A 26,730-nucleotide genomic window follows, 5' to 3' on the forward strand; every position below is an offset into this window, starting at 1 on the left:
ATACCGGGGTTGTCTCGCGAGCGACGGCAACGCAGCGATGTGCGTGCCTGGGCCGCGGGGATCCCGACGAGCCTTCGAGGATGACCACTAGGTGCCTGCGACTACCGCGAGCACCGGTCACCCCTTTGGGCTCGCAGGCCTGGTGTTCACCAACCCCCACCACGACCCCACGTGGACGCACGCGGTCGTCCCCGCGACGGCCGGCACGGAGCTGCCTGCGTCGCCTCGCGACCTCGAGGTGTCGATCGCGGGAGCGGGACGCACCTGGACGCTCGCCGAGTGGCGCGACGAGACCTCGTCGACCTCCCTGCTCGTGCTGGACGCGGCATCGAGCGGGGGCAAGGTCGTGCACGAGTGGTACGCCGACGGGCTCGGCGCCGGCACGCTGTTCCTCGGCGCCTCGATGACCAAGTCCGTGCTGGCCCACCTGGTCGGCCGGGCGGTCCGCGACGGCTCACTCCGGCTCACCGATGCCGTCGTCGCGCACGTGCCCGAGCTGGCGGGCTCGGGCTACGACGGCACCACCGTGCTCGACGTGCTCACGATGACCACCGGCGTCGACTGGGTCGAGGACCACCGCGACCCCGACAGCCTGGCCTCGCGGCTGCTGCGCTGCTTCGGCGACCACCAGGACTCGCGCGCCCTGCTGAGCGAGGTGCGTCCGGGCGTCCCGCCCGGCACCCGCTTCTCCTACTGCACCGCCGACTCACAGGTGCTCGACTGGGTGCGCGAACGCGCCACCGGCCTCCCCTACGCCGACGACGCCGCCCGGCTCTGGCGATCGCTGGGCTGCACCCAGGACGCGGTGGTCGCCGTCGACGGCGCCGGAGTGGCGCTGGCCGGCGGTGGCCTCGCGGCGTCGGCCCGCGACTGGGCCCGGGTCGCCCTGCTGGCCGTGGACGGCACCTTCGGCGGCGAGCGGGTGCTCGACCGCGAGTGGACCGGGGACGCCGCGCACGCGACGTACCCCTTCCTGGCCGTCGGCCGGCTGCCCAGCACCATCACCACGCACGCCGGGTTCGGCTACCACTGGTGGCCGATGGACGACGCCGGCCGCCGGCTGACCGCCGACGGGAGCCGCGGCCAGTTCGCCTGCGCCGACCGAAGTACCGGCGCCGTGGTGGTGAAGACGTCCCAGTGGCCGTACGCCGACTCCTGGGTCGACCGCCAGGCGCGCGACCTCAGCTACCTCGGCCTCCACGCCCTGCTGGACGCCGTACCGACCCTCCACCCCTGACGAAGGAGCCTCGCTGTGAACAGAAAGGTCATGATCACCTGCGCGCTGACGGGCGCCGGGGACACCGTCGGCCGCTCCGAGCTGGTGCCGGTGACGCCCGAGCAGATCGCCGAGTCCGGCATCGCCGCGGCGCGAGCGGGCGCGACGATCATCCACATCCACGTGCGCGATCCCCAGACGGGCAAGGGATCCCGCGAGGTGGCGTACTACCGCGAGGTCGTCGAGCGGGTCCGCGCCGCCGACGTCGACGTCATCATCAACACCACCGCCGGCATGGGTGGCGACCTGGTGCTCGACCCGCACAACCCCACGACGTTCGTCGAGGGCACGGACCTGGTCAGCGGCGTCGACCGGCTCCCCCACGTCGAGGAGCTGCTGCCCGACATCTGCACGCTGGACTGCGGCAGCCTGAACTTCGGCGAGGGCAGCCTGGTCTACGTCAGCACGCCGGACATGCTGCGCGAGGGCGCGAAGAAGATCCAGGAGCTCGGCGTCCGCTGCGAGATGGAGATCTTCGACACCGGTCACCTGTGGTTCGCCAAGCAGCTGGTCGAGGAGGGGCTGATCGACGCCCCGGCCATGTACCAGCTGTGCATGGGCATCCCGTACGGCGCGCCGGCCGACCCGCTGACCCTGGCCGCGATGGTCGCGCAGCTGCCACCGGACGCCGTGTGGGCGTCGTTCGCGCTCGGCCCGATGCAGATGCCGTGGGTCGCGCAGTCGATCCTGCTGGGCGGCCACGTGCGCGTGGGCCTGGAGGACAACCTGTACCTCAGCAAGGGCGTGAAGGCGACCAACGCGCAGCTGGTCGAGCGCGCCCGGACGATCGTGGAGAGCATGGGCGCCTCGGTGGCGACTCCTGACGAAGGGCGCGAGATCCTCGCGCTGAAGCCCCGATGAGCGACCAGCTGAGCAGGGTCCCTCCGCAGGACGTCCGCACCGTCACCTGCGTCGGCGCCGGCGTCATCGGCGGCGGCTGGGTCGCCTACTTCTTGTCCCGTGGGTACCGGGTGGTCGCATGGGACCCGGCCGAGGACGCCGAAGCACGGCTGCGGCACCTGGTCGGGACCGCCTGGACGGCGCTGACGGACCTGGGCCTCGCGCCGGGGGCGAGCCCCGACAGTCCGTTCGACAACCTCACCGTCGTGCCGGACCTGACCGACGCCTGCGCGCAGGCGGACTTCGTGCAGGAGAGCGCACCGGAGGACCTCGAGCTCAAGCGCACGCTGCTGGCCGACATCGACGCGGCGACGCCCGAGCACGTGGTGATCTCGTCGTCGACGTCCGGATACGGCATGAGCGAGATGCAGGTGCGGTGCGCGCATCCCGAGCGCACCGTGGTCGGCCACCCGTTCAACCCGCCGTACCTCATCCCCCTCGTCGAGGTGGTCGGCGGCACCGCCACCTCGCCCGAGGTGGTCGCCTGGACCAGCGACTTCTTCCGGCACGCCGGCAAGTCGGTGATCACCATGGACAGCGAGGTGCCGGGGTTCATCGCCAACCGGCTGCAGGAGGCCCTGTGGCGCGAGGCGCTGCACATGGTCGCCGAGGGTGAGGCGACGGTCGAGCAGATCGACCTGTCGATCACCGACGGGCCGGGCCTGCGCTGGGCGATCCAGGGGCCGATGCTCACCTTCCACCTGGCCGGCGGCCAGGGCGGCATGGCGCACATGCTCGACCACTTCGGCCCGTCGCTGTTGTCGCCCTGGACGCGGCTGACCGCGCCCGAGCTGACGCCCGAGCTGCGCGACGCCGTGGTCGACGGCTGCGAGCGGGAGGCCGGCGGCCGCAGCGTCGACGACCTCGTCGCGGAGCGGGACCGAGGTGTGATCGCGATCCTGCGTGCCCTCGGCCGGGTCTGACGGGCCGCGTGTGAGCTCTCCCGTCGTCTGGCGCGAGCCCGTCCAGGACGCCTGGATCGACTACAACGGCCACCTGTCCGAGCCCTACTACGTGCTGGTGATGGGGCACGCGACCGACGCGGTGATGGCCGCGGTCGGCCTCGGCCCCGACCACCAGGCCGCCCACGACGCCTCGCTCTACACCGTCGAGGCGCACGTCCGGTACCTCGACGAGATCCGCGGTGGCACCGACCTGGAGGTGCGCTCGTCGGTCATCGGCGTGACCGCCAAGCTGCTGTGGATCTGGCACGAGCTGTGGGCCGACGGCCGGCTCCGGGCGACCGAGGAGATCCTCGGGGTGCACGTCCAGGGCGGCGCGTCGGCGCCGTTCCCCGCCGAGGTGGCCGCCAGGGCGCAGGATCTCCTGGTGGACCCGCCCGCGGAGGCGAGCCGCTCGATCCGCATCGCCCGCTGACCGACCCGCTGAACCATCCCGCCCCTCGAAGGAGCCGCTCCATGCCGAACCCCGACCGCGCCCGGCTGCCGCTGGACGTCGACACCACGGCCCGGCCGATCCGGCCGGTCGAGGCGGTCCCCGGGGCACCGAACGTCGTGGTGGTGCTCGTCGACGACATGGGGTTCGGTGCGTCGTCGGCGTACGGCGGGCCGTGCGAGATGCCGACCGCCCAGCGGCTGGCCGACGAGGGCCTGCGCTACAGCCGGTTCCACGTCACGCCGCTCTGCTCCCCCACCCGCCAGGCGCTGATGACCGGCCGCAACCACCACTCGGTCGGCATGGGCGTGACCAGCGAGATGTCCACGCCGGAGCCCGGGTACCACGGGTACCGCCCGGCCAGCGCAGCGACGATCGCCCAGATCCTCAGTGGCAACGGCTACTGCACGGCGGCGATCGGCAAGTGGCACCAGACCCCGCCGGTCGAGGTCAGCCCCTCCGGCCCCTTCCCCCGCTGGCCGATGGGCGAGGGGTTCGACTTCTTCTACGGGTTCATGGGCGCGGAGATGAACCACTGGTACCCGCAGCTGTACCAGGGCCGGTACGCCGTGGAGCCGGACCGGCTGCCCGAGGACGGGTACCACCTGTCGGAGGACCTCGTCGACAACGCCATCTCCTGGGTGGAGAACCAGCAGGCGATCACGCCCGAGCGGCCGTTCTTCACCTACATCGCCCTCGGTGCCACGCACGCGCCGTTCCACGTCGCCCACGAGTGGCGCGAGAAGTACGCCGGGAGGTTCGACGCCGGCTGGGACGCGCAGCGCGAACAGACGCTGGCCCGCCAGAAGGAGCTGGGCATCGTGCCCGCGACGACCGACCTGGCGCCCTGGGCGGAGGGCGTGCCCCGCTGGGACGAGCTCGACGAGACCGAGAAGCGGGTCGCGGCCAGGTTCATGGAGACCTACGCCGGGTTCGCCGAGCACGCCGACGTGCAGATCGGACGGTTCGTCGACGCGCTCGAGGAGATGGGCGTGCTCGACGACACGCTGTTCTTCTACCTGCTCGGCGACAACGGCGCGTCCGGCGAGGGCGGGCCGCGAGGCACGTTCCGCGAGCACCTGGTCGGCCACGGCATCCAGGACGACACCGCGGACATGGCGGCCCGGCTGGACACGCTCGGCGACCCGACGACGTACGCCATCTATCCCGCCGGCTGGGCGCTGGCGATGAACACGCCGTACCCCTGGACCAAGCAGGTCACCCACCTCGGTGGCACCCGCGACGGGATGATCGTGCGCTGGGGCAACGGGATCGAGGCGCGCGGCGAGGTCCGCCACCAGTGGCACCACGTGATCGACGTGCTGCCCACGATCCTGGAGGCGACCGGTCTGTCCGCGCCGGAGACGTTCGGCGGGGTCGAGCAGCAGCCGATCGAGGGCACCAGCCTGCGCTACAGCTTCGACGACGCGCAGGCCGCGGACCGGCACACGACGCAGTACTTCGAGATGATCGGCAACCGCGGCGTCTACCACGAGGGCTGGACCGCGGTGACCCGCCACGGCATCCCGTGGGAGATGGTGGACACCCCGAAGCGGCCGTTCGAGGAGGACGTCTGGGAGCTCTACGACCACAGCGAGGACTGGAGCCAGGCGCACGACCTCGCGGCGGAGAACCCGTCCAAGCTGCGCGAGCTGCAGGAGCTGTTCCAGCGCGAGGCGGAGAAGTACCACGTGCTGCCCCTCGACGACCGCGTCACCGAGCGCGAGAACCCCGAGGTCGCCGGTCGTCTCGACCTGCACGGCGGCCGCTCGACGCTGTCGTTCGGTCCCCGGGTCGGCCGGCTCACCGAGGAGGCGGCGCCCAACGTCAAGAACCGCTCGCACGTCATCACCGCCGACCTCGAGCTGGTCACCGGCACCAACGGCGTCGTCGCCGCGCAGGGCGGACGCTTCGGCGGGTGGTCGGTGTACGTCGTGGGCGGTGTCCCCCACTACGCCTACAACTTCGTGGGCCGTGACCTGACAGTCGTGCGCGGGGACGAGCCGATGGACCCGGGACGCCACGACCTCGTGGTCCGGTTCGAGTACGACGGCGGGCCGCCCGGCAGCGGCGCCGACGTCACCCTCGAGGTCGACGGCACGGCCGTCGGCTCGGGCCGGGTGCCGGCCACGACGGCGTACTACTTCTCCTTCGACGAGACCTTCAACATCGGCGTCGACCGCGGCACGCCGGTGGTCGACGACTACCTGCCGGTGCGCAACCGGTTCGAGGGCCTGATCCACCGGGTGCGCTTCGACCTCGGGCCGGTGTCGGCTGCCGTGGCCGACGACGAGGTCGCCCGGGCACACCTGACCCACCAGTGAGTCGGTGCAGCTCGTCAGGCGAGCAGCACACCCACGAGCGCGACGACGCCGAGCCCGACGACCCCCAGGGTCAGCGCGAGACCGGTCGCGCCGACGGTCTTCTCCCGGCCCAGCCACACGAAAGCGACCACCGCGGCCATCCCGACGAGCGTCACGCCCAGCATGGTGAGGCCGTGCTGTCGTTGGGCGAGGTGTCCGACCAGGAGGCCGGTGGCCACCAGGGCGAGGGCCGTACGCCGCCACGCCAACAGGGTGCGTTCGTGCTGGTCCTGCAGCCCCTCGGGAACGCCGGCGGTCACAGCACGAGCACCAGCAGCGCCGCAGCCAGGATCATCAGCGCGAGCGCGAGCCAGACCAGGGCGACCGTGCCGGGCAGCGGCTGGTGCAGCCGCATCGCCCGCTCCGTCGCGGCCCAGCGCACCCAGGCCACGCCGGCCCCGAGCAGCCCGAGCACGACCAGCGACACGGCGACGACCGACTGCAGCGTGCTCGGCCCGTCGAGGTCGACGGTGTCGAGGGCCACTCCTCCGGCCAGCAACGCGAGCGACGTACGGATCCAGGCCAGGAACGTGCGTTCGTTGGCCAGGCTGAAGCGGGGATCGGGCCGGTCGCCGGTGCGGTAGACCCAGGCCGGCCAGGGCGTGCTGCCGCCCGGCTCGTGCTGCTCGCTCACCGCTCCGTCACGCCGCCAGGGTACTGAGCGGACAGCCACCCGGGGCGCTGGCCGAACATGTCGCCCTGTCGGTGCGTCGTAGACACCGTGAGGACATCCGACGTGCGCATGTGGTCCGCCGCACTGACCGTCGTCCCCGTGGTCGCCGCACTGCTCCTCCTCCCCGGCGTCGCCGACGCCGCGGAGTCGTGCGCGGGACGTCCGGTGACCGTCGCGTCCGACGACGCGACCATCGTCGGGACCGACCACGACGACGTGATCGTGAGCCACGGCCAGGCGGTGAGGGGTCGGGGAGGCAGCGACGTCATCTGCGTCCTGGGCCGCGGAGTCCGGGTGGACGCCGGACCCGACAACGACTACATCGACGCCACGCGCGCCGACGGAGACGTGAAAGCGCGGTTGGGCACGGGCGATGACGTGTTCCTGGGTTCCCCCGGGGCCGACACCGTGAACGAAGGTCTCGCGCCGCACGACCCGCGGCCCACCGGGGACACCGGAGGTCGCGACATCATCCGCACCGCCGGCGGTGCCGACACCATCGACGCCGGTGACGGCTCCGCGTTGGGGCCGGACCGGATCATGGCCGGTCCCGGGGACGACACCGTGCGGCTGCACGAGCTCGTGCCCGGCATGCTGCTGAACGCCGGTCCCGGCGTGAACTCCCTGTCCCTGATGGCCGGCGGGCCGGGCAGCGACGAGTGGTTCGTCGACACCCGAGCCCGGACCATGGCGCGGGACGACTCGACGTGGTCGTGGCGCGGGAACTTCAGCCAGGTCTCCTTCCAGCCCGCCACGGACGCACCGCCCAGCAGCGTCAGGCTCCGCGGCTCGTTCCGCGACGAGGTACTGGCGGTCGACGCCTGCCGATCGGTGGTCCACGGCGCAGCCGGCGACGACGTGATCCGGCTGGCCGACACCAACGGCTCGTGTACGGCGCCCCAGCACGTCGCCTACGGCGGACCCGGCGACGACCGCCTGTCCGGCACCGACCGGCCGGACCTGCTCACCGGCGGCGCCGGCCGCGACCGGGCAGACGGGCGTGGGGGCCAGGACACTTGTCGGGCGGAGGTCACCCGGAGCTGCGAGCAGACCTGAGCAACGTCGCGCTGACCGGCTGTGGGGGGCGCAGTCCTACCCTGGGCCATGGCCGTCTTCGTCCTGGTGCACGGCGCCTGGCACGGGGCCTGGTGCTGGGAACGGCTGGAGGCCGGGCTCGCGCGTCGTGGCCACACCTCGGTCGCGGTGGACCTGCCCGTCGACGACGGCTCCGCGACGTTCCTCGACTACCGCGACGCGGTGCTCGACGCCTGGCCTGCTGACACGCCCGGCGACGAGATCGTGCTCGTCGGTCACTCGCTCGGAGCGATGGTCGTCCCGCTCGTCGCGGCGGAGCGACAGGTCCGCCACTCGGCGTACGTCTGCCCGGTCGTCCCCAACGTCGCCGGGCAGCCGTGGGACGACGCCCCGGAGATGGGTGAGCCGGACGCCTACGTGACCACGCAGCACGACGACGGATCGGTCACGTTCGACTCGATCGACGAGGCCGTCACCACGTTCTACGGCGCGTGCCCGCCGGCCGATGCGAGGTGGGCGTTCGAGCGGCTGCGGGCACAGCGCTCACGGTCGCTGTGGGACCGTCCGTACCCGTTGCGCGAGCTGCCGCCCGGTCCGCGGACCGTCGTCGCCGGGCGTCACGACCGTGCCATCCGGCTGGAGTTCCTGCGGGCGGTCTGCCGGCCGCGGCTCGGCATCGACCCGGTCGAGCTCGACGCCGACCACTCGCCGTTCCTGTCCGCCACCGAGCCCCTGGCGGACCTGCTGGTGGCCGCTGCCCGCAAGTGAGGTAGTTCCACGCCTGTCTCGCGTCCGTCGCGACGACAGCATGGAACCCATGACCGACACCCTGCACCGCACGTCCGGGCCGCTCACGGGCGACACCATCTGGTACGACAGCCCGGACCTCGAGCACGCGAACTCGATGAGCGCCGGCTCGGCCATCGCCCACCTCGGCATCGAGCTCACCGAGCTCGGGGCGGACCACCTCGTGGCCCGGATGCCCGTCGACGACCGAACGCGCCAGCCGTTCGGCATCCTGCACGGCGGCGCCTCGGTGCTGCTCGCCGAGACCCTGGTCAGTGCCGCGGCGACGTTCGTCGTACCTCCCGGCAAGATGTGCGTCGGCATGGAGATCAACGCCAACCACCTGCGGCCGGTCACCTCGGGCTGGGTCACCGGCACCGCCCGGCCGATCTCGCTCGGCCGTCGTACCCAGGTCTGGGAGGTCCGCATCGTCGACGACCACGACAAGCTCGTGTGCATCTCGCGTTGCACGATGGCGGTGATCGAGGCTCCCTGACCCGCGTCCACGCTCATGCGCGAGACCCTCGTGCGGTCGCACGAGGGTCTCGGCGGGTCCGCCCGCGTCGGGTCGCCGTCAGGCGTCGAAGCTGCCGAGGTACTGGCCCAGGGACGGCCGGCCCAGGTGACCGGCCTCCTGCATGATGCCGGGGGTCTCGGGGTCCGTGGCGAACGCCGTCCACCCCTCCTCGTCCCAGTTGAAGACCGCCCACACGCGGTCCTCCTCGATCGGGTCGCGGTAGACCGTGGCTCCCTGCGAGCCGTGCGACCCGCGCTTGTCGGCGCCCTTCGTGCTGAACACCTCGAGGAAGTGGTCGAGGTCCTTCACCTTCGTCGTCGCCAGGATCATGTCGTTCTCCTTCGAAGTGGGCCGGGTCCGGCCCCGGGGTCTACCAGCCGGGCGGCTGGTTCGCCCCGAATACTCGGCCGCACGCTGCCCTCCCCACATGAGGAGATCCCCCTATTTCGGGTCCCTATCCGTCGGTCCCGTCCGCCGCACCGGCCTCGACGACGTCGTGGTCGAAGGCCCAGCGGGTGGCCGCCGCGCGGTTGGTGACGCCGAGCTTGATGTAGATGTGCTGGATGTGGTTGTCGGCCGTCTTCGCCGAGATGAACAGCCGGTCGGAGATCTCGCGCGTGCTCGCCCCGTCGGCGATCAGGCGCAGCACCTGCGTCTCGCGCGCCGTCAGCCCGGCGGCTCCGGCACCGTGCCGGCCCGCCGCGGCGAGGGCACGGCGCGCGAGCTCGATCTGGTGCAGCGCGTACGACGCGGCGTCGCGCAGGTCCATCGCGCCGCCGGCCGCGGCGTACCGCTCCGCCGACTCCTGGCCGAGCCGTCCGTCGAGCCGCTCTCCCAGGTCCGCGAGCCCGGGCACGTGGTGCATGCTCCCGTCCTCGCGGGCCATCGCCGCCAGGAGGGTCCGCGCGACGGCCGGCCGGTCGAGCCGCTCGAACAGGGCGGGCAGGCTGGCCAGGGAGATGACCAGCTGGGCGACGGCGCCCGAGCGGACGAAGGCCTCGACCGAGGTGCCGAAGAGGCTCAGCGCCGTCTCGAGCTGGCCGTCGGAGGTGTGCAGCAGCGCGGCGTCCCGTGCCAGGAACCCCTCGAAGAAGCGGACGTCGTGCTCGCCGACGTACGCCACCGCCTCGTCCCAGGTCTGGAGCGCACGTTGCGGGTCGGCCTTGGCGACGGCCAGCCCGACGATCCAGAGCGTGTAGGTGAGCCAGTAGGGGTTGCCCAGGTCTCGCGCGGCCGCCAGGGCCGGTCCGGTGAGCGGCAGCGCCTCCTCGAGCCGACCCGCCGACTGCAGGCCGTCGACGAACGCGGCGATGCCGTAGGCCCGGCCCGGACCCGGCAACGCCGCCACCTCGCGGGTCAGCTCGATGTAGCGGTCCAGGTGGCCGCAGTAGACCTGGCCGAGGGCCTCGATGAACGCCGCGTAGCCGGGCTCGCAGGACTCGTAACCCTGTCGGGCCTCCAGCTCGGTGGCGCGGTGTGCGTTGACGGTCGCGACCTCGGCGCGCCCGACGAAGCACGCGTACCCCGCGGCGGCGTACAGGCGCGGCAGCCGCCGGACGTCGGCGGTCACCGCGGCCGGGAGCACCGCCTCGGCCCAGCCGATCGTCTCGAAGAGCTCGACGGAGAACCCCATGAGCGCCGCGTGGGCCGCGATGTCCGTGGCGGTCTCGGCGTCGTCGCGGGCCAGGCTCCAGCGGTACGCCGACCGCAGGTTCGCCAGCTCCGCCTGCACCCAGTCGACCTGGGCCCGCCACTCCGGGCCGTTCCAGCGCTCCCACCGCCGGACGGCCTCCCCCGCGAGGTACGCCGCGTGCCGGTCGCGGGTCCCCGCGTGGTCGTCGGTCTCCGCCAGCCGTTCGTCGGCGAACGCCCGGATGGTCTCGAACAGGCTGTAGCGGGTGCGCGCCGACCCGAGGTGGGCGATGACGAGGGACTTGCGCACCAGCGAGTCCAGCAGCCGCAGCACCTCGACGTCGTCGGACGCCTCGGCGACGGCACACAGGGCCGGCAGGTCGAAGCCGCCCGCGAAGACCGACGCCCAGCGCAGGAGCGCGCGCTCGTCGTCCTCCAGCAGGTCGTAGGACCAGGCCACCGTGTGCCGCAGCGTGGCCTGGCGCTCGGGTCCCAGCTCGGGCCCGGTCAGCAGCCGGAAGCGGTCGGCCAGCCGCTCGGCCACCTCGACCGCGCTCATGGCCGCCATCCGCGCGGCGGCCAGCTCGATGCCGAGAGGCAGCCCGTCGAGCGTCGTGCAGATCCGGATGACGGCGTCCGCGGTCTGCTCGTCGAAGATCCCGAACCCGGGTCGCACGGCCCGAGCCCGGTCGACGAACAAGGTGACGCCGTCGGAGGTCACGCCGCCCACGTCCAGCGGCGGCACGGTCACGAGCGCCTCGCCCGACGTGCGCAGGTGCTCCCGCGAGGTCGCGAGGACCCGAGGTACGTCGGAGCGGGCGAGGATCGTGGTGATCGCGGACGCGGCCGCCCGCCGGACGTGCTCGCAGTTGTCGAGGACCAGGAGCACGCGCCGACCGGCGAGGGCCTCGGCGACCGTGTCCATGACGGGGGCACCGCCCTGCGGAGCGACGCCCAGGGCGGAGGCGATCGCGTCGGGCACGGCGTCGGCGTCGCCCACGGGTGCCAGCTCGACCAGCCACACGCCGTCGGCGTACTCCTCGGCGAGCTCGGCGCCGACGGCCAGGGCGAGCCGCGTCTTGCCCACACCGCCCGCCCCGCTCAGGGTCACCAGCGGCCGGGAGCGGACGAGCGAGGCGACCTCTGCCACGGCTCGCGAACGCCCGACGAGCGTGGTGGGCGAGTGTGGCAGGTTCCCGCGGCCGGCCTGCTCGCTCACCGCGCAAGTCTGGCATCGACTGGTTGAATCAGGGCACCGATGACAAGGGGGCCGCGATGGACCACCTCACCTTGCTGGAGCAGGCCGAGGACCAGCTGGTCCGGGTGATCCACGGGATCGACGAGTCCGAGCTCGAGCTCCCCACCAACTGCCCGCCGTGGACGGTGCGCCGCCTGGCCAGCCATGCGCTGAAGAACCAGCTCTTCTGGGGCGGCAGCGCCGGCGATCAGCAGCTGATGCCGCTCGAGGAGGCGATGACGGCGGTCCCGTACGACGGCGACCTGGCCCCGATCGCCTCGGACATCGCCGCGCGCGTCCTGGCTCTGTGGCGCGGCGACGAGGTGATGACCACGGACCACGACACCCCGTTCGGTCGGTTGCCCGGCCCGGTGGTCATCGACTTCGCGATCATCGACGCCGCCGCGCACGCGTGGGACCTGTCGGCCAGCCTGGGCCGCGCGATCGAGTTCCCGGCGGAGACCATCCCCGCCCTGAGTGACGTGGTCGCCGCCACCTGCACCGAGCACGCGATCGAGCTCGGCCTGGTCAAGCCGCCGACCGACCCGCCCGCGGACGCCACCGACACCGAGCGGCTGATGGCCCTGGCGGGTCGCGCCGTGCCCCGCTGACCGGTCAGCCGGTCGCCCAGGTGCGCAGCGTCGGACGGTAGACCAGCTCCTGGATGCGGCCGTCGAGGGTGCGGGTCTCGAGCAGGTCGAGGTCGAAGTCCCCGCCACCGGCGAACACCGGCTCGTCACCCGTCTGACCCGCGACCACCGGGAAGACCGTGAGCTGGATGCGGTCGACGAGGCCGGCGGCCATCAGCGCCCGGTTCAACGACAGGCTCCCGTGCGAGCGGATGGGCACGTCCGACTCCTCCTTCATCCGGCGCACGACGTCGACGGCGTCGCCGCTGACGACCGTCGCGTCCGGCCAGTCGAAGGGACCCGTCAGCGTCGAGGAGATGACGGTCGTCGGCAGGGCGATCATCCGGTCCAGCCACGGGTCGCGCTCGTCGTCGCTGAAGGCGGGCACCATCTGGACGAAGAGCCCGAACGTCGTGGCCCCGAAGACCATCCGCTGCTCGCCGTCGTACGCGGCGTACCGGTGGTCGAGGAACTCCGGACCTTGCTTGCCCCAGTAGCCGCCCCAGTCGCCGGGCGGTCCGTACGAGGAGTTGCCGTCCACGCTGGTGAAGATGTCGAACGTGTAGGTCGCAGTCATGCACTCACGACCGTGGCTCGGCGTGGAACTCATCGGCGCGATCCTCGACGCCGACCTGGTCGAACAGGAACGCGTAGAGGTCGGTGGTCTCGTCGATCGTCTGGTCCAGCGAGCCGCTGAGGTGTCCTCCGGTCTCCATCCGCAACAGGATCGGCAGCCCGGACGAGGTCGCCGCCTGGAGCCGGGCGGTCATCTTCTTGGCGTGCCACGCGTCGACCCGGATGTCGTTCTCGCCGGCCGTCAGCAGCACCGCCGGGTAGGGCACCCCGTCGCGGACGTTGTGGTAGGGCGAGTAGTCCAGCAGGGCCTTGAAGTGCTCCGGGTCCTCGACCGAGCCGAACTCCGTGGTGTTGTAGCGGCCGTTCATCGTGATCTCCGACCGGAGCGAGTCCATCACCGGCACCGCGGCGATGCACGCGCGAGCGAGGTCGGGCCGCTGGGTGATCACCGCGCCCATCAGCAGGCCGCCGTTCGACCCGCCCATGATCGCCAGCCGGTCGCGGCTGGTGACGCCGGAGTCGACGAGATGGTCCGCACAGGCGATGAAGTCGTCGAAGCAGTTCTGCTTCGTGCCCAGCCGTCCGGCCTGGTGCCACTCCTGCCCGTACTCCCCGCCGCCGCGGATGTTCGCCACGACGTACACGCCGCCGCGCTCGAGCCAGAGGACCCGCTCGGTGCTGAAGTGGGGCACCAGCGAGATGTTGTAGCCGCCGTAGGCCGTCAGCAGCGCCGGGGCCGTGCCGTCCCGCGGCGTGCCCGGCGCCGCGATGACGTTGAGCGGCACGCGCGTGCCGTCCCAGGACGTCGCGAACTCGCGGGTCACCACGTAGCCCGACAGGTCGACCGGCGTGTCCGAGGTCAGCGCCGTACGACGTGCGGGCTCGCCGTCGGCGGCCACCCACCACGTCGACGGCTCGGTGAAGGACTCGCCCTGCCAGGCGACCCGGTCCCGGCCGAGCCTGACGAGCCTCGCCCAGTACGCCGAGACCGTGCTCACCGGAGGCACCTCCGGCGCCGGCAGCGGGCGACCGTCGAGAGCGAAGGCGCGCAGCTGCTGGGGTCCGCCGTCCATGTCCGCCACCCAGATGGTCGCGTCGGTGACCGCGACGTCCTCGATCACCAGGTTGCTGGTGGGGACGAGCTCGACGGCGTCCGTGACGGTGGCGCCGTGGCTGATCGGCAGCCGCAGGATCCGGCCGTGCGGCGCGTCCTTCCGCGACAGCAGGTAGACCGCGTCCGCTCCCAGGACGGCGTACGGGCAGTTGTCGGGGATCTCCGCGAGCAGCCACCACTCGCCGCCCTCCTGGGGCCGGAGGAAGATCTGCCACTCGCCGCCGTCCCCCTTCTGCACGCGGTCCATCAGCCAGTGCCCGTCGGCGGAGGCGGACAGCACGTTCTCGGCGATCGACTCGTCGGCCACGCCCGCGGGGAAGTCCAGCCGGTCCTCGCCGCCCCCCTCGAGGTCGCGGTACCAGACCTGCTGCCCGAACCCCGCCGGGTCCGCGCACCGGGTGAACCAGAAGCCGGTCCCGTCCGGCCGCCACGCCATCGACCCGCCCATCAGGTGCACGTGCGGGATCGGCTCGCCGACGACCTCGCCCGTGGCGACGTCGTACACGAAGAGCGTGCCGTCCTCCGTGCCGTGCTCGGACATCGAGACCGCGACCTGCTGCCCGCCCGGCCCCGGCACGAACCAGTCGATCGCCGTCTCGCCGGTCGGGTCGATGGCCTCCGGGTCGACGAGCACGCGCTCCGTGGAGGTGTCGCCCAAGTCGGTCAGCGTCACCAGGAACGGACGCTGTCGTGGTGTCTGCTCCTTCAGCACGAAGTACGTGTCGCCGGCCGCCGCGAGGCTCGAGTACGTCGACCGGTCGGCCCGCAGCAGACCCTCGACCCGCTCCCGGAGGTCACCGCGCCACGGCAGCGAGGCGAAGTACGCGCGCGTCAGCTCCGCCTGCTCCTCGGTCCACGCGATCGTCTCCGGCGAGGACGCATCCTCCAACCAGCGGTAGTCCTCCGAGACCTCCACCCCGTGGTACGTGCTGACCACGGGCACCCTTCGTGCCTCGATCGTCATGGCGCACAGTGAACTCTTCCCCTCGGCGTCACGTCGAGGATTTGCAGAGGCCACTCACCCGATGGAACGTGATCGGCGAACGGAGCTCGACGAAGTTGCACGCCTGGATCGCGCCACTCTTGGCATTGGACACGACTTCCGCGGAGAACGGCCAGTCGCGGTAGGCGATCCCCGTCGAGAACCAACCTTTCTCGTCGCGGTCCTCCCGGACCCAGAGGGACCAGGTGTATCCGTCGCGCTCGACATCCTTCTCGGGCCAGTAGAAGTCCGTTGTCATGACCTCGTGGGCGGCCGACGCCGATGCCCACTCGCTGTACCGGATCCCGCCGTTGGGGTTCTCCGCGTCGAACGGGCAGAAGTAGACCAGGACCTTGCGCGGCGACAGCGGCTTCCACACCCGACGGCACGTGCCACGGTCGTGCTTGAAGCTGGGATAGACCCAGAGCAGTCCCTGCACACCCGACGGTGTGGAGCAGTCGGCAGCCTCCATGACTCGCCCGTCCCAGCAGTGCCGCGGACGAGCGGCCGACGCGGAGGGACTCCCCTGCGTGCTTCTGGTGTCCCGCTGCGAGGCAGGAAGGCCACTCGGGTCTCCGCCGTCCGGACCGAGCAGCCAGGTCGTCGTGGCCACGACGGCGGCCGCGACGACCACGCCGGCGAGAGCAAGTGGCACCGTACGGCGTGGCGACCGAGCCGGCGCCTCGGCCGCTGCCGCTCGTTCCTCCTCCTCGGCCGCCAACGTCCTCAGCGACACGAGGTCGTTCCGCATCTCGTGGGCTGATGGATATCGGTCGCCGGGCTTCTTGGCCATCGCTCTGGCCACGACCGCGTTGGTGCGGAGGCTGACCGGGTCGTCACCCGGAAGCTGCGGGACAGGGGCGCGCAGGTGCGCCAGGGCGACGTCGACCTCGCTGCCCCGGTACGGCGGCGCACCCGTGACGGCGGCCCAGAGCAGGCATCCGAGGGAGTAGACGTCCGTGGCGACGCTCGCCGGTGCTCCGGACTGCCGTTCCGGCGCGAGGTACTCGAGCGTGCCGACCACTCCGCTGGCGGACGTCGTCTCGACGGTGTCGGCGCGCGCGATACCGAAGTCGCAGAGGTACGCGTGGAACTCGCCGCTGGGCAACGTGCGCAGCAAGATGTTGGCCGACTTGAGGTCGCGGTGCACGATCCCGTGCGAGTGCGCCTCCTCCAGACCCGCGGCCACCTGCTCCATGACGTCCGCGGCCTGCCGGGGCGGGAGCGGGCCGTGCTCGTCGAGATGATGACGCAGGTCTCCGCCGGGGACGAGCTGGGTGACGAGGTACGGGCACCCGTCCTGCTCGCCGTACTCGAGGATGTACACGATGTGCGGCGAGTCCAGACGCGCGAGCGTCGCCGCCTCATGGGCGAAGCGCTCTCGCAGCCGTGGGTCGACGGCGGCCTGGGGGGCGAGCACCTTCAATGCCACACGACGCTCCAGGTCCGGCGCGACGGCCACGAACACCACACCCATCCCGCCGTGACCGAGCACCTCGGTGATCAGGTACCGCCCGACCGTGTCGCCGACCTGGGGGAACCAGCTCACGGCCCGGTCCGCTCGCGCTCGAGGATCGCGTCGCGCAGTCGGCGGATCGTCGCGTCGGGGAACAGCTGGCCGTAGTGGGTCGTGGCCAGCGCCAGGCGCTCGCCCCCGTCCGGCACGACCAGGTCGGCGGCCTCGACGGCCTCCTTCAGTCGCTCGTTCACCCAGTAGAGACTGGTGTGGCCGCACCACACGCCACAGAGCCGGCGGAGCGCCTCGCTGGTGCGTGCCCCTCCGGCCAGCTCCGGGTACCGGTGGACGGCCACCGCCAACGCGGCCACCGTGATCCACGCAGGTGCGTCGGACCCTGGGTTCTCGGGCGTCCAGGTGGTGCGGGTGCGCTCCGCCACCGCGAGCGGGGACACCAGCCGCGCGGGAGCGGCGGCGTCCTGACGTCGGTCGGCCTCGATCGCGACGGTCATCCGGAGCACGATCGGCGGGAGCTCGACCTTGACGGAGTAGTTGCCCTCGAAGAGGTGCACCGGGCCGGACCCCAGGGCGACGAGGTGGCGTTCCCGGCTGTCGTCCGCGTCGATCACCACCCGGCCCAGGCCGCTCTGCCGGGAGCTGACCCGGCAGACGCCGGGCTCGACGCAGCGGACGATCAGCGCCACGCGGCTGAGCGTCGGGAGAACCAGGGTCTCGGTGCAGCGCTCGTCCCGGCCGAACGACCAGGCGTCACCAGGAGCCAGGTCGACGGAGACGTCCACTCCGCCGAGGACGGAGTACGCCAACGTGGCCGAGCGGTCGCACACGCTCCCGGCCATGGTGACCAACCCCCGCGTCGGTCTCTGAGTCGCTTGAGACCGCGTCGTCCCGAACCCACGTCCCATCTCATGCTGTCGCGAGCCCGGGGATGGGTCAAGGAGGTCGCTCAGAACACGTTCTGGTCCGCCTGGCCGCGGTTCCGTCCTTGGTGGTGTCGTCCGCGTCGGGGCTCACGGGGGGCCCCACCCAAGGCTGACACCCCCCGCGGAGGAAGGAGCAGATGATGAGGAGAACGACGCTGATCGGGGCGACTGTGGCCCTGGGAACGGCGACCGCAGCGGCACTCGTGGCCGTCCCGCAAGCACAGGCCGGACCGACCGCGAAGCCGGACACGCTCCCGGGCGGCTACAAGCACCTGGTGGTCATCTACGAGGAGAACCACTCCTTCGACAACCTCTACGGAGGCTGGGGTCCGGTCAACGGCGAACCCGTCGAGGGCCTGGCTGCTGCGACGAACGCGACGCAGGTCGACCAGCACGGCGTGCCCTTCGGATGCCTGCACCAGCGGGACGTGAACCTCACCAGCCCGCCGCTGTCGACGACGTGCACCGACTCCGCCCACGGCATCGCCGCGAGCCACTTCGGCAACCAGCCGTTCCGCATCGAGGACTACATCGCGGCGGAGGACAAGACCTGTCCGGCACCAGGGGTCACTGCGCCGAACGGCGTGCTCGAGGACTCCCCGGGCGCGCTCCGTGGTGGTTGCACGCGGGACCTGGTGCACCGCTTCTACCAGGAGCAGTACCAGATCGACGGCGGCAGCCAGGACCGCTACACATCGGGCTCCGACGCTGTCGGTCTCACCATGGGCTACTACGACACGCGAGAGCTCCCCATCTACCGGTACCTGCACTCACCCGGCGCACCGCGGTACGTGATCGCCGACCACTTCTTCCAGGCAGCGTTCGGCGGCTCCTTCCTCAACCACCAGTGGCTGATCGCCGCCAGGTCGCCGCTCGACACGAGCAACGGTGCCAGCGGAGCGCTCAACTCGATCCTGGACAGCAACGGGATGGTCAACACCTACCCGCAGTACACGCCGACCGGCGCGGTCCGGGACGCCCAGCTGACCCGTCAGTGCGCCGACCCCACGGTCGACGACGTCGTCCTGGCATGTGGCGACTTCGCCGTGAACACGATCCAGCCGCAGAGCGAGCCCCACAGCTCCAGCCCGGTCCGCCTGCCGGCGGTCGACGACCAGGACTACCCCACCATCGGGGACCGGCTCTCCGAGGCGGGGATCTCCTGGAACTGGTACTCCGGCGGCTGGGACGACGCCGCAGCCGGGCACCCCGGCCCGCTGTTCCAGTTCCACCACCAGCCCTTCAACTACTTCGCGGCGTACGCACCCGGCCAGCCCGGTCGTGCGCACCTGCAGGACGAGACCGACTTCCTCGACGCCGTCGAGGCCGGCACCCTGCCGACGGTCAGCTTCGTCAAGCCCTACGGCACCGAGAACGAGCACCCCGGCTACGCCAGCGAGCCCGACGGCAGCGACCACCTGGTCGACCTGATCGACGCCATCACGACCGGACCGCAGGCCGGCAACACCCTGGTGGTGGTCACCTACGACGAGTTCGGCGGCCAGTGGGACCACGTGCCGCCGCCGGGAGCCGGCTCCTCGACGGTCGGGGCGCACGACGCGTGGGGACCGGGCACGCGGATACCGGCGCTGATCATCTCGCGGTCGCTGAACCACTCCGGCGTCGACCACACCGTGTACGACACCACGTCGATCCTGGCCACCATCGAGCGGAGCTTCGACCTGGCACCCCTCTCGTCGCGGGACGCCGCCGTCAACGACCTGGCGAACGCCGTGCGCGTGGGCCGCAGGTGACACCTCGACGCCTGGTCCTGCACGTGGGACTGAGCAAGTCCGGGACGACGGCGCTCCAGACCGTGGTGGCGTCGTCGCTCCCGGAGCTTGCCCGTCATGGCATCGGCGTCCCGTTGAGCACGCGATCCGCGGTCGAGCGCGTGCTCCTGAGGCCACTCGGCTGGCGACCGGGCAGTGGCTTCGTCGCAACGCGAGCGCCGGACCCCCTGGCCAGGCTGGTCGGGTGCCTGCGGTCCGTGGCACAGCGGGACGTGCTGATCAGCAGCGAGGACCTCGCCGAGCTCGACGGGCCGACCGCCCGTTTCGTCGTCGGGCTCGCGCGGATCGAGGGCTTCGAGGTGCACGTCGTCGTGACGGCCCGAGCCTGGACCCACCAGCTGCCGTCGGAGTACCAGCAGTTCCTGAAGCACCGCCTCACCGACACGTTCCCCGAGTTCCTCGAGTCGGTCCGTGTCGGCGAGGGCTTCTACGGACAGCACTTCCTGTTGCGGCAGGACCTCGCGCACGTGTGCGCGCGCTGGGCAGCCGTCGTACCTCCCGAGAACATGCACCTCGTCGTGGTGCCGGGCCGCAACGACGACAAGGGCTTCCTCTTCCGGGAGGTGTCGGCCGTCCTGCGTGTGCCTCCCTCGGTGCTGCCGCCTCATCCCCGGGACGTGAACGGCTCGTACGGCGTCCTCGAGGCCGAGCTGTACCGGCGCCTGAATGTCGAGCTCGCGGTTCTGCTTCCCGGCCGCACCCAGGGCACCTACGGACCGGTCCGGCGCGTGCTCAGCCAAGGCGCGTTGAAGCGACGTGCGAGTCCGCGCATCGTGCTGCCCCGCGACCATCTCCCCTGGGTGAGTGCCGAGTCTTCTCGTCAGGTCGCCGATCTCACGGACAGGGGGTACTGCATCCACGGAGACCTCGCCTGGCTCCTGGCTGATGCGCGGGACACCCGCCGCCCACCCGTCATCCGGGAGGAAGACCTGTCGCACGCCGCCATCGAGACGCTCGCGCGCTTCGCCGTGCGCACCGTGCTGTCCGACCCCGGAACGTCCGCGCCTGTCCGAGAAGCCGACCCCGCATCCCGGCGGTGGTTCCCGTTCCGGGCACGCACGTCCTAGTGCTGCCACGATGTCCGTGTGGAGGGTTCTGGACTGGTCGGGAGCGTCCTCGTTGCCGGGCTCGGGATCTTCCTCGTGGGTGCGACCCGCTGGCGGTTGGACTACCAGCGACCGATGCAGGACTCGCTGCCGCTGATCCACCGCGACCGACGTCGATGGGTCTGGATCCATGTCTGGATGGTGGCGGCCATGCTCGTCACGCCCTCGGGGCTGGTGGGTCTGGCGGCGGGTCTGGAACAGCCCACGGCCCGCGTTCTCGCGGCCATGGCCGCCACGGCGTACCTGGCCGGGGGCGTCGGCTGGATCGCGTCGCTGGCCTTCCGTCTCACGGTGGTGCCATGGGCGGCGGAGCGCACGGTCACCCTCGGGCACGTGCCCGACGGCTTCGCCGCCCACGACCGTTGGTCCGCGGCGCTGTACTGCGTGCACATGCTCTCCGCCTACGCCGCCTCCGCCGTGCTCGGGATCGCCGTGCTCGTCTCGGACATCCTGCCGACGTGGCTCGGCTGGACCGGGCTCGGGTGGGGACTGGTCTTCGCGGCAGGCCTGGTGGTGACCCGGTTCGCGGGGCCGTTCAACCCGCCCTTCTGGGCGCACCTGTACACCGCGGCGGTCGGAGCGGTCCTCCTGCTCGACTGAGCTCGAGCTCAGCGTCCACTCGTGCCGTCGGTCAGACGCGACCGGCCTTCATGTCCATCAGCCGGCCGAGGATGCGGGGGCCGTCGGCGCGGATGCCGTCGTGCTCGTACTCGTTGGTGACCCAGGCTCGCGTGTTCCCGACGTACCTCGCCGTCTCGAGCTGGAGGCCCGAGTCGACGTACATGTCGTCGAAGTAGACCGCGGCGAGGACCGGCACCTCGTTGGCGGCGAGCCGGTCGAGGTCGTAGAGCGGGCCCCACTGGTCGTACGTCGCGAGGTCGTCGGCCGCGCCGCGGAAGGGCGCCAGGGCGCGCACCTCCTCGAACATCCAGGAGTAGAACATCTCGCCGGTGAACAGCAGCGGGTCGGCCTTGTCGGCGAACTCCGGCAGCGCAGCCATCGCCCGCTCGGCGGCCCAGGCGCTCGCGCGGGAACCAGGCTGGCCGTAGATGTACTCCTGCAAGGGGAACAGCGGCCCCTCGACGTGGCCGGTCTGGCTCATCACGTCGTACAGGAACAGGTCGGAGAGCCGGTCGCCGTGCCACGCCTCGTCGAGCATCCAGTGCAGCTGCTCGTAGCCGTTGCTCATCCCGAACCCGTCACCGAGCCGGCGCAGACGCCGGGTCGTCAGCCGGTCGCCGTCGGGCAGCAGGACCTCGTGCGAGGACAGGTGGTCAGCGATGCGGCGGACCAACGCCGCGTCGTCGGGGTACCGCGCGTAGTACGCGGCGTTCTTGTCGGCGACCCGCGGGTAGGTCCGCGCGTAGACGTCGTCGGCGCTCGCCGTCAGGCCGGGCAGGCCGCCGAGGACGTAGCAGGCGTCCAGACCCTCGGGCGCCAGCGACAGGTACGTCATGGTCACCCAACCGCCGTAGCTCTGCGCGAACGTCTCCCACTTCTTGCCGCCGGCAAGCCTCTCGCGCAGCACCTCGGCGTCGCGGACGATGCTGTCGGCGCGGAACAGCCGCAGGTACGCCGCGATGTCCGCGTCCGACCAGCCCTCGACGGTGAGCCGGGTCAGCGGGGTGCTGCGGCCGGTGCCCCGTTGGTCGAGCAGGAGCACCCGGTGCGTCTTGGTGGCGTGCCCGAGCCACCCGCCCGCGCCCGCGAAGGGCCGCGGTGACTTCCCGCCGGGGCCGCCCTGGAGGAACACCAGCCACGGCAGGTCCGCGACGTCCTTCTCCTTGTCGACCGACACCACCTCGCGAGCGAACACCTCGATCGTGCGCCCGTCGTCCGGCGACGCATGGTCGAGCGGTACCTCGACCGTGTGGTCGGTGAGCACGTAGCCGGGGATGCGGGTGACCATGGCGAGATTCTGGCCCCCCTAGGCCTCGGCGACAGCCCCGGGCTTGCCCGCCTCGGCGTACGACTGCACGACCGCGACGTTGAGGGGGAAGTCGACGGCGACGTCGCGGAAGAGCAGGCGCCCGGCCACAGCAGCGGCCTCGCCGACCTCCTCGGCGACGGCCGCGGCCAGGGCGACGGGGGCGTGCACGACGACCTCGTCGTGGAGGAAGAAGACGAGGTGGGGGCGGGAGGTCAGCGGGCCGTCGCCACCGAGGCGCCAAAGGCGGTGGCGGAGGTCGGCGATCCAGCACAGCGCCCACTCGGCGCCGGTGCCCTGGACCACGAAGTTGCGCGTGAAGCGGCCGTAGGCGCGGCGGCGCCGGGCCAGGACGTCGGTGTCCGGAGGCGGGTCGTCGGGGTCGTGGTCGAAGGCGTCGCCGATGTCGGGCGAACCGCGGCCGAGGAGGGTACGGACGACCTGGCCGCGCTCACCGGCGCGCGCCGCGTCCTCGACGAGGCCGAACGCCGCGGGGTACCGCCGCGTCAGGCCCGCGACCATCCGGCCGCTCTCGCCGGTGGTGGCGCCGTACATCGCCCCCAGCAGGCCGACCTTGGCGTCGGCGCGCTGGGCGACGGCGCCCGCGTCGACCATGCCCTGGTAGAGGTCGGCGCCCCGCGCCGCCGAGGCCAGCGCGCGGTCGCCGCTCATCCCGGCCAGCACCCGCGGCTCGAGCTGGGCCACGTCGGCGACGACCAGCGTCCAGCCGTCGTCGGCGATGGCGGCGGGCCGCACCTGCACCGGGATCGACAGCGCGCCTCCGCCGTTGGAGGACCAGCGACCCGTGGTCGAGCCTGCGGGCTGGTACGACGGGCGGAACCGGCCGCCGCGCACCCACTGGTCGATCCACTCCCAGCCGTTGTTCGAGAAGAGGTGGGACAGGTGCTTGTAGGCGAGCAGCGGCTCGATCGCCGGATGGTCCAGTGCCCGCAGGGAACGGGCACGGGTGTCGGTCGCGTCCAGCCCGACCCGGCGCAGCGCCGCCAGCAGCTCCGGCCGCGAGTCGGGGTTGAGACCTGGTGCGTCCAAGGCCTCGCGCACCTGGAGAGCCAGCGCCTCCAGCTTGGCCGGCCGCGCACCGCGGGGTGGTCGCGCACCCAGCCGCTCGACCAGCAGCTCCTCGTGCACGTCGACCCGCCACGGCAGCCCGGCGTGCGTCATCTCCACCGCCGCCAGCGCCCCGGCCGACTCGGCGGCGAGCAACAGCTCCAGCCGCGTCGACTCCGGCGACGCCTCGACGGCGGCCAGCTGGCGCGCGTCCTCGAGGTCGGCCCGCAGGTGCTCGGCCGGGTCCTCCACCACGAACAGCGCCGGGTCCGACGGCACGCTCGGCCCGAGCCGGTCCCACAGCGTCGACTCCTCGCCGTCCAACAGCGACTGGTCGACGGCCGGTGCTCGCCGCAGCAGGTGGTGGCCGAGCCGCAGGTCGTGGCACCGGCCCAGCCGTACCCCGGCCTCCAGCAGCGGCGGGTACCACCGGGCCGAGTCGTCCCAGACCCAGCGCGGTCCGTCGGGCTCCCGGTCCGCGACGTACGCCGCCAGGTCGGCCACCGCGAGCTCCCGGACGTCTCCGGGCTCGACGACCGACACCCGATCGCCGGGCAGGCGGGACAGCGCGACGCGGGTCACGAGCTCAGCGTGTCATCCGGCGGGGACGGCCCGGCGCCCTCAGCCCCACGTGAAGGTCAGGATCGCCCACACCGCCCAGAGCACGACCGGGACTGCGAACGCGACCGCGGCCAGCAGCAGACCGACGCCGACCTGACGGGTCCCGCGCAGCCCGCAGAGCAGCAGTCCGTTGACCACCAACAGGCACCACATGCCGACGGCCAGCGGCTGTCCGAGATCCGACCACAACAGGAAGCTGCTGCGCGGATCGTGGTGCGTCCGCTGGAACCGGTCGATGACCAGACCCAGCATCCCGAGGAAGGCGCCGAAGTCCGCCAGTGCAAGTGTCCCGACGGCAGCGGTCCCGAGCCACCGGCGACGTCGTGAGGTTCGGTCGGTGTCGGGCGCCGCGGTGGTCATGGACCCAGGGTGTGCCCTCGGGCGTCGCCGACACGTGAGCACACGTGCTCAGGGGACGGCAAAGTCTGCCGGCTCCGAGATCCGTGGGTCCGCGAGGACCGCGGCTGGCCATCGCCGGCGACCTCACAGGGTTATCGTCCGGGCATGCGCTCCCCCCGCCTGCTGGCCGGCGCTGTCGGCGTCGTCGCCGTCGCCGGTGCTCTGCCCGCGAGCTCGACCGTCCCCTCACCCGACCCTGCACGAGCCGTCGTGGGCTCCTGCACCGACCAGGGCGGCACGGCGGCGGTGAAGCAGCCGAGGTTCGTGCGGAACATCGCCACCGGCGAGACGGGCTGGTTCTCCTCACCGGGACTGGTCGACCTCGACGGCGACGGGCGGCTCGAGATCGTCGCGCCGTTCTACTCGACGTTCGTGTTCGACGCGAACGGCAAGGAGCTCGGGCGTGGGACGGCCAGCGCCGGCCGCGTGTACCCGCCGGGCGTCGTGACCGACCTCGAGGGCGACGGCACCCCCGACATCGTGGTGGCCGGCAACGAGGGCACCGTGGCGGCGTACGAGCTCCGCGGCGGCAGCCTCCGCCTCAAGCCGGGTTGGCCGGCGTCCACTGACAGCGGCGGCCAGTCGCCGGAGGCGCGCGGGATGGCGGCGGCCGACCTGGACGGCGACGGCCGCGTCGAGGTGGTGGTGACCACCACGAACACCTCGTCGACGGGTGCGCAGGTCTTCGTCTTCGACGCCGAGGGCGACCTGTTCCAGCCCCAGGGCGGGCACGCGCCCGCGTGGCCGAGGTACAACCGGCTGTCCGGCCCCGGGAACGACCTGCGCTTCAACGGGATGGGCAACCACGGGTACGGCGCGTACGGCGAGAACGTCGGCATCGGCAACCTCGACGACGACCCCGAGCTCGAGGTCGTCACGACGTTCGACAACCACCAGGTCAACGTGTTCAACGACGACGGCACGTCCGTGCTGGCGTCGCCGTGGTTCCGGAACCGCGAGTCGCAGTACGACGGCCGGCGCATGGGATGGGGGCAGTTCATCCGGTGGGCGGACCCGCGCGTGGAGCGGCGGCACTACCACCAGCACGTCGGGGAGTGGCCGAACCCGGCGCGGCAGACGTGGCTGCAGTGGACCGCGTCGCCGCCGTCGGTCGCGGACCTCGACGGGGACGGCCGCAACGAGGTCGTCGGCATCCCCAACGCCGAGAAGCACATCCCCTACCGCACCCAGGGTTTCGCGTTCATGGTGCTCGACGGGTCGTACGGCGACGGCCGCCGGTCCGCCCGCCGCCACCACGGCTTCGAGCACCTGGTGATGTCGAACCGGCCGGCGTACCGGCCGGACGGCGACTGGTACCCGCCCTCCGGTATCCCCGCTCCCACCGTCATCGACCTGGTCGGCGACCACCGCCCCGAGATCGTCTCGGCGCTCCCCGGTGGCGGCGTGTACGCCGTGTCGCCGGACGGCAGGCTGCTCTGGCGCACGGCGTACGCATCGAAGACCGCCAAGACCTTCGCCTCCGAAGTGGTCGCCGCCGACCTCAACCGTGACGGCACGCCGGAGCTGGTGCTCGGCACGTACGCGCTGCACCGCGACGCGGGCCGCCTCCTCGTGCTGAGCGCGCGCGGCAAGAAGCTGTACGACCTGACGCTGAGGCACCAGGGCTCCGACGGCAACGGCATCGGCGTGCCCGCCGCCCCGTCGATCGGCGACCTCGACGGCGACGGTGACCTGGAGGTGGTGCTGACGACCTTCGACCACGGCCTCGACGTCTACACGGTCCCCGGCTCCGGCACCGGCTGTCTCCCCTGGCCCACCGGCCGCGGCAACCTGCTCCGCAACGGGATGGGTCCCACTACCAGCTCCTGACACCCCGTTGGTCGAGGAAGGACGAAGTCCTGTCACGAGACCCGGGGAGACGTACGCCGACCGCTCACCGGGTCTCGACACGCTCGGCCGTGGCCGGCCTCACGGCTCGACCACCATCCCCTCGCTCCGTGGTGGTCGAGCCGGGCGAGCGCCATCCGCTTCATGGTGGTCGAGCCGGGCGAGCGCCGGCGAGCCCGTGTCGAGACCCCTCACCGGGTCTCGACACGCTCGGCCGTGGCCGGCCTCACGGCTCGACCACCATGCCCTCGCTCCATGCTGGTCGAGCCGGGCGAGCGCCAGCGAGCCCGTGTCGAGACCCCTCACCGGGTCTCGACACGCTCGGCCGTGGCCGGCCTCACGGCTCGACCACCATGCCCCCGCTCCATGGTGGTCGAGCCGGGCGAGACGTACGCCGACCGCTCACCGGGTCTCGACACGCTCGGCCGTGGCCGGCCTCACGGCTCGACCACCATG

24 protein-coding genes are annotated in these 26,730 nt (G+C 72.1%); 13 read left to right on the top strand and 11 right to left on the bottom strand.

The features are described 5' to 3' along the window. The first annotated feature begins 91 nt into the window (after positions 1 to 91). From ISU07_RS16430 to ISU07_RS16450, 5 genes are read left to right on the top strand one after another with little or no spacing between them, the layout of a single operon-like run. Entirely contained in the window at positions 92 to 1,237 is a 1,146-nt protein-coding gene (locus ISU07_RS16430) for a serine hydrolase domain-containing protein (RefSeq protein ID WP_194707899.1), read from the top strand. Between the two features lie 15 nt (positions 1,238 to 1,252). Further along, positions 1,253 to 2,137 (top strand): BKACE family enzyme, encoded by an 885-nt coding sequence (locus tag ISU07_RS16435; RefSeq protein WP_194707900.1) that lies wholly within the window; start codon positions 1,253 to 1,255, stop codon positions 2,135 to 2,137. After that, on the top strand, positions 2,134 to 3,099 hold the full coding sequence (locus ISU07_RS16440) for a 3-hydroxyacyl-CoA dehydrogenase NAD-binding domain-containing protein (protein WP_194707901.1): 966 nt from the start codon (positions 2,134 to 2,136) through the stop codon (positions 3,097 to 3,099). Before ISU07_RS16435 ends, ISU07_RS16440 begins: the two co-directional genes overlap by 4 nt. A 10-nt stretch (positions 3,100 to 3,109) precedes the next feature. After that, positions 3,110 to 3,553: a thioesterase family protein gene (locus ISU07_RS16445; RefSeq protein WP_194707902.1), complete on the top strand. Its 444-nt coding sequence runs from the start codon at positions 3,110 to 3,112 to the stop codon at positions 3,551 to 3,553. 41 nt (positions 3,554 to 3,594) lie between these two features. Then, positions 3,595 to 5,895: a sulfatase-like hydrolase/transferase gene (locus ISU07_RS16450; RefSeq protein ID WP_194707903.1), complete on the top strand. Its 2,301-nt coding sequence runs from the start codon at positions 3,595 to 3,597 to the stop codon at positions 5,893 to 5,895. A 14-nt stretch (positions 5,896 to 5,909) separates the two neighbouring features. Here the strand turns inward: ISU07_RS16450 and ISU07_RS16455 are convergent, their stop codons facing one another. Continuing rightward, positions 5,910 to 6,194: a DUF202 domain-containing protein gene (locus ISU07_RS16455; protein WP_194707904.1), complete on the bottom strand. Its 285-nt coding sequence runs from the start codon at positions 6,192 to 6,194 to the stop codon at positions 5,910 to 5,912. Beyond that, the gene (locus ISU07_RS16460) at positions 6,191 to 6,568 is read right to left on the bottom strand and encodes a YidH family protein (RefSeq protein WP_323742655.1); all 378 of its coding nucleotides are present in this window, start codon (positions 6,566 to 6,568) and stop codon (positions 6,191 to 6,193) included. The genes ISU07_RS16455 and ISU07_RS16460 overlap by 4 nt, the downstream gene beginning before the upstream one ends. A gap of 108 nt (positions 6,569 to 6,676) precedes the next feature. On the opposite strand from ISU07_RS16460, the gene ISU07_RS16465 reads away from it, so the two are divergent. Genes ISU07_RS16465 through ISU07_RS16475 form a run of 3 tightly spaced genes read left to right on the top strand, consistent with a single transcriptional unit; the run spans position 6,677 to position 8,924 of the window. After that, the gene (locus tag ISU07_RS16465) at positions 6,677 to 7,663 is read left to right on the top strand and encodes a calcium-binding protein (RefSeq protein WP_228522064.1); all 987 of its coding nucleotides are present in this window, start codon (positions 6,677 to 6,679) and stop codon (positions 7,661 to 7,663) included. 48 nt (positions 7,664 to 7,711) lie between these two features. Further along, positions 7,712 to 8,410, top strand: a complete 699-nt coding sequence (locus ISU07_RS16470) for an alpha/beta fold hydrolase (protein ID WP_194707907.1) — start codon at positions 7,712 to 7,714, stop codon at positions 8,408 to 8,410. Between the two features lie 49 nt (positions 8,411 to 8,459). Continuing rightward, positions 8,460 to 8,924: a hotdog fold thioesterase gene (locus ISU07_RS16475; protein ID WP_194707908.1), complete on the top strand. Its 465-nt coding sequence runs from the start codon at positions 8,460 to 8,462 to the stop codon at positions 8,922 to 8,924. Positions 8,925 to 9,002: 78 nt separating this feature from the next. Here the strand turns inward: ISU07_RS16475 and ISU07_RS16480 are convergent, their stop codons facing one another. Then, positions 9,003 to 9,275, bottom strand: a complete 273-nt coding sequence (locus tag ISU07_RS16480) for a hypothetical protein (RefSeq protein ID WP_194707909.1) — start codon at positions 9,273 to 9,275, stop codon at positions 9,003 to 9,005. 124 nt (positions 9,276 to 9,399) lie between these two features. Beyond that, positions 9,400 to 11,796 carry a LuxR C-terminal-related transcriptional regulator gene (locus tag ISU07_RS16485; RefSeq protein WP_194707910.1) on the bottom strand — a complete coding sequence of 799 codons (2,397 nt, stop codon included), beginning with the start codon at positions 11,794 to 11,796 and terminating at the stop codon, positions 9,400 to 9,402. Between the two features lie 56 nt (positions 11,797 to 11,852). Between ISU07_RS16485 and ISU07_RS16490 the strand changes: the two genes are divergently transcribed. Beyond that, complete coding sequence (locus ISU07_RS16490) at positions 11,853 to 12,425, top strand: TIGR03086 family metal-binding protein (RefSeq protein WP_194707911.1); 573 nt, start codon at positions 11,853 to 11,855, stop codon at positions 12,423 to 12,425. Positions 12,426 to 12,429: 4 nt separating this feature from the next. Here the strand turns inward: ISU07_RS16490 and ISU07_RS16495 are convergent, their stop codons facing one another. The 4 genes from ISU07_RS16495 to ISU07_RS16510 are packed head-to-tail and all read right to left on the bottom strand — an operon-like array spanning position 12,430 to position 17,428. Further along, positions 12,430 to 13,020, bottom strand: coding sequence for a dihydrofolate reductase family protein (locus tag ISU07_RS16495; RefSeq protein ID WP_194707912.1), 591 nt, complete (start codon positions 13,018 to 13,020; stop codon positions 12,430 to 12,432). Between the two features lie 4 nt (positions 13,021 to 13,024). After that, positions 13,025 to 15,097 carry a prolyl oligopeptidase family serine peptidase gene (locus tag ISU07_RS16500; protein ID WP_194707913.1) on the bottom strand — a complete coding sequence of 691 codons (2,073 nt, stop codon included), beginning with the start codon at positions 15,095 to 15,097 and terminating at the stop codon, positions 13,025 to 13,027. Positions 15,098 to 15,125: 28 nt separating this feature from the next. Next, entirely contained in the window at positions 15,126 to 16,664 is a 1,539-nt protein-coding gene (locus ISU07_RS16505; protein ID WP_194707914.1) for a serine/threonine-protein kinase, read from the bottom strand. Then, positions 16,661 to 17,428 (bottom strand): hypothetical protein, encoded by a 768-nt coding sequence (locus tag ISU07_RS16510; protein WP_194707915.1) that lies wholly within the window; start codon positions 17,426 to 17,428, stop codon positions 16,661 to 16,663. The genes ISU07_RS16505 and ISU07_RS16510 overlap by 4 nt, the downstream gene beginning before the upstream one ends. A gap of 224 nt (positions 17,429 to 17,652) precedes the next feature. Here ISU07_RS16510 and ISU07_RS16515 point away from each other — a divergent pair, with 224 nt between their 5' ends. Genes ISU07_RS16515 through ISU07_RS16525 form a run of 3 tightly spaced genes read left to right on the top strand, consistent with a single transcriptional unit; the run spans position 17,653 to position 21,011 of the window. Next, positions 17,653 to 19,266 carry an alkaline phosphatase family protein gene (locus ISU07_RS16515; RefSeq protein ID WP_228522018.1) on the top strand — a complete coding sequence of 538 codons (1,614 nt, stop codon included), beginning with the start codon at positions 17,653 to 17,655 and terminating at the stop codon, positions 19,264 to 19,266. Further along, complete coding sequence (locus ISU07_RS16520; protein WP_194707917.1) at positions 19,263 to 20,372, top strand: hypothetical protein; 1,110 nt, start codon at positions 19,263 to 19,265, stop codon at positions 20,370 to 20,372. Before ISU07_RS16515 ends, ISU07_RS16520 begins: the two co-directional genes overlap by 4 nt. Before the next feature lie 18 nt (positions 20,373 to 20,390). Next, a complete protein-coding gene (locus tag ISU07_RS16525) occupies positions 20,391 to 21,011 on the top strand; it encodes a hypothetical protein (RefSeq protein ID WP_194707918.1) in 621 nt (206 codons plus the stop codon). 31 nt (positions 21,012 to 21,042) lie between these two features. Here the strand turns inward: ISU07_RS16525 and ISU07_RS16530 are convergent, their stop codons facing one another. The 3 genes from ISU07_RS16530 to ISU07_RS16540 are packed head-to-tail and all read right to left on the bottom strand — an operon-like array spanning position 21,043 to position 24,387. Further along, positions 21,043 to 22,320, bottom strand: a complete 1,278-nt coding sequence (locus ISU07_RS16530) for an alpha/beta fold hydrolase (protein ID WP_194707919.1) — start codon at positions 22,318 to 22,320, stop codon at positions 21,043 to 21,045. A gap of 18 nt (positions 22,321 to 22,338) precedes the next feature. After that, complete coding sequence (locus ISU07_RS16535) at positions 22,339 to 23,988, bottom strand: bifunctional 3'-5' exonuclease/DNA polymerase (RefSeq protein ID WP_194707920.1); 1,650 nt, start codon at positions 23,986 to 23,988, stop codon at positions 22,339 to 22,341. Positions 23,989 to 24,027: 39 nt separating this feature from the next. Continuing rightward, entirely contained in the window at positions 24,028 to 24,387 is a 360-nt protein-coding gene (locus tag ISU07_RS16540) for a hypothetical protein (RefSeq protein ID WP_194707921.1), read from the bottom strand. A gap of 144 nt (positions 24,388 to 24,531) precedes the next feature. Between ISU07_RS16540 and ISU07_RS16545 the strand changes: the two genes are divergently transcribed. Then, on the top strand, positions 24,532 to 26,256 hold the full coding sequence (locus ISU07_RS16545; RefSeq protein ID WP_194707922.1) for an FG-GAP repeat domain-containing protein: 1,725 nt from the start codon (positions 24,532 to 24,534) through the stop codon (positions 26,254 to 26,256). Positions 26,257 to 26,730: the final 474 nt, after the last annotated feature.

Source organism: Nocardioides islandensis, assembly GCF_015352455.1.
Lineage (GTDB): Bacteria > Actinomycetota > Actinomycetes > Propionibacteriales > Nocardioidaceae > Nocardioides > Nocardioides islandensis.

Coding starts and splice junctions, on each gene's coding strand:
- ISU07_RS16440 (WP_194707901.1), top strand. CDS start 2,134: ATGAGCGACCAGCTGAGCAGGGTCCCTCCGCAGGACGTCCGCACCGTC.
- ISU07_RS16450 (WP_194707903.1), top strand. CDS start 3,595: ATGCCGAACCCCGACCGCGCCCGGCTGCCGCTGGACGTCGACACCACG.
- ISU07_RS16465 (WP_228522064.1), top strand. CDS start 6,677: ATGTGGTCCGCCGCACTGACCGTCGTCCCCGTGGTCGCCGCACTGCTC.
- ISU07_RS16470 (WP_194707907.1), top strand. CDS start 7,712: ATGGCCGTCTTCGTCCTGGTGCACGGCGCCTGGCACGGGGCCTGGTGC.
- ISU07_RS16475 (WP_194707908.1), top strand. CDS start 8,460: ATGACCGACACCCTGCACCGCACGTCCGGGCCGCTCACGGGCGACACC.
- ISU07_RS16480 (WP_194707909.1), bottom strand. CDS start 9,275: ATGATCCTGGCGACGACGAAGGTGAAGGACCTCGACCACTTCCTCGAG.
- ISU07_RS16490 (WP_194707911.1), top strand. CDS start 11,853: ATGGACCACCTCACCTTGCTGGAGCAGGCCGAGGACCAGCTGGTCCGG.
- ISU07_RS16495 (WP_194707912.1), bottom strand. CDS start 13,020: ATGACTGCGACCTACACGTTCGACATCTTCACCAGCGTGGACGGCAAC.
- ISU07_RS16500 (WP_194707913.1), bottom strand. CDS start 15,097: ATGACGATCGAGGCACGAAGGGTGCCCGTGGTCAGCACGTACCACGGG.
- ISU07_RS16510 (WP_194707915.1), bottom strand. CDS start 17,428: ATGGCCGGGAGCGTGTGCGACCGCTCGGCCACGTTGGCGTACTCCGTC.
- ISU07_RS16515 (WP_228522018.1), top strand. CDS start 17,653: ATGAGGAGAACGACGCTGATCGGGGCGACTGTGGCCCTGGGAACGGCG.
- ISU07_RS16530 (WP_194707919.1), bottom strand. CDS start 22,320: ATGGTCACCCGCATCCCCGGCTACGTGCTCACCGACCACACGGTCGAG.
- ISU07_RS16540 (WP_194707921.1), bottom strand. CDS start 24,387: ATGACCACCGCGGCGCCCGACACCGACCGAACCTCACGACGTCGCCGG.
- ISU07_RS16545 (WP_194707922.1), top strand. CDS start 24,532: ATGCGCTCCCCCCGCCTGCTGGCCGGCGCTGTCGGCGTCGTCGCCGTC.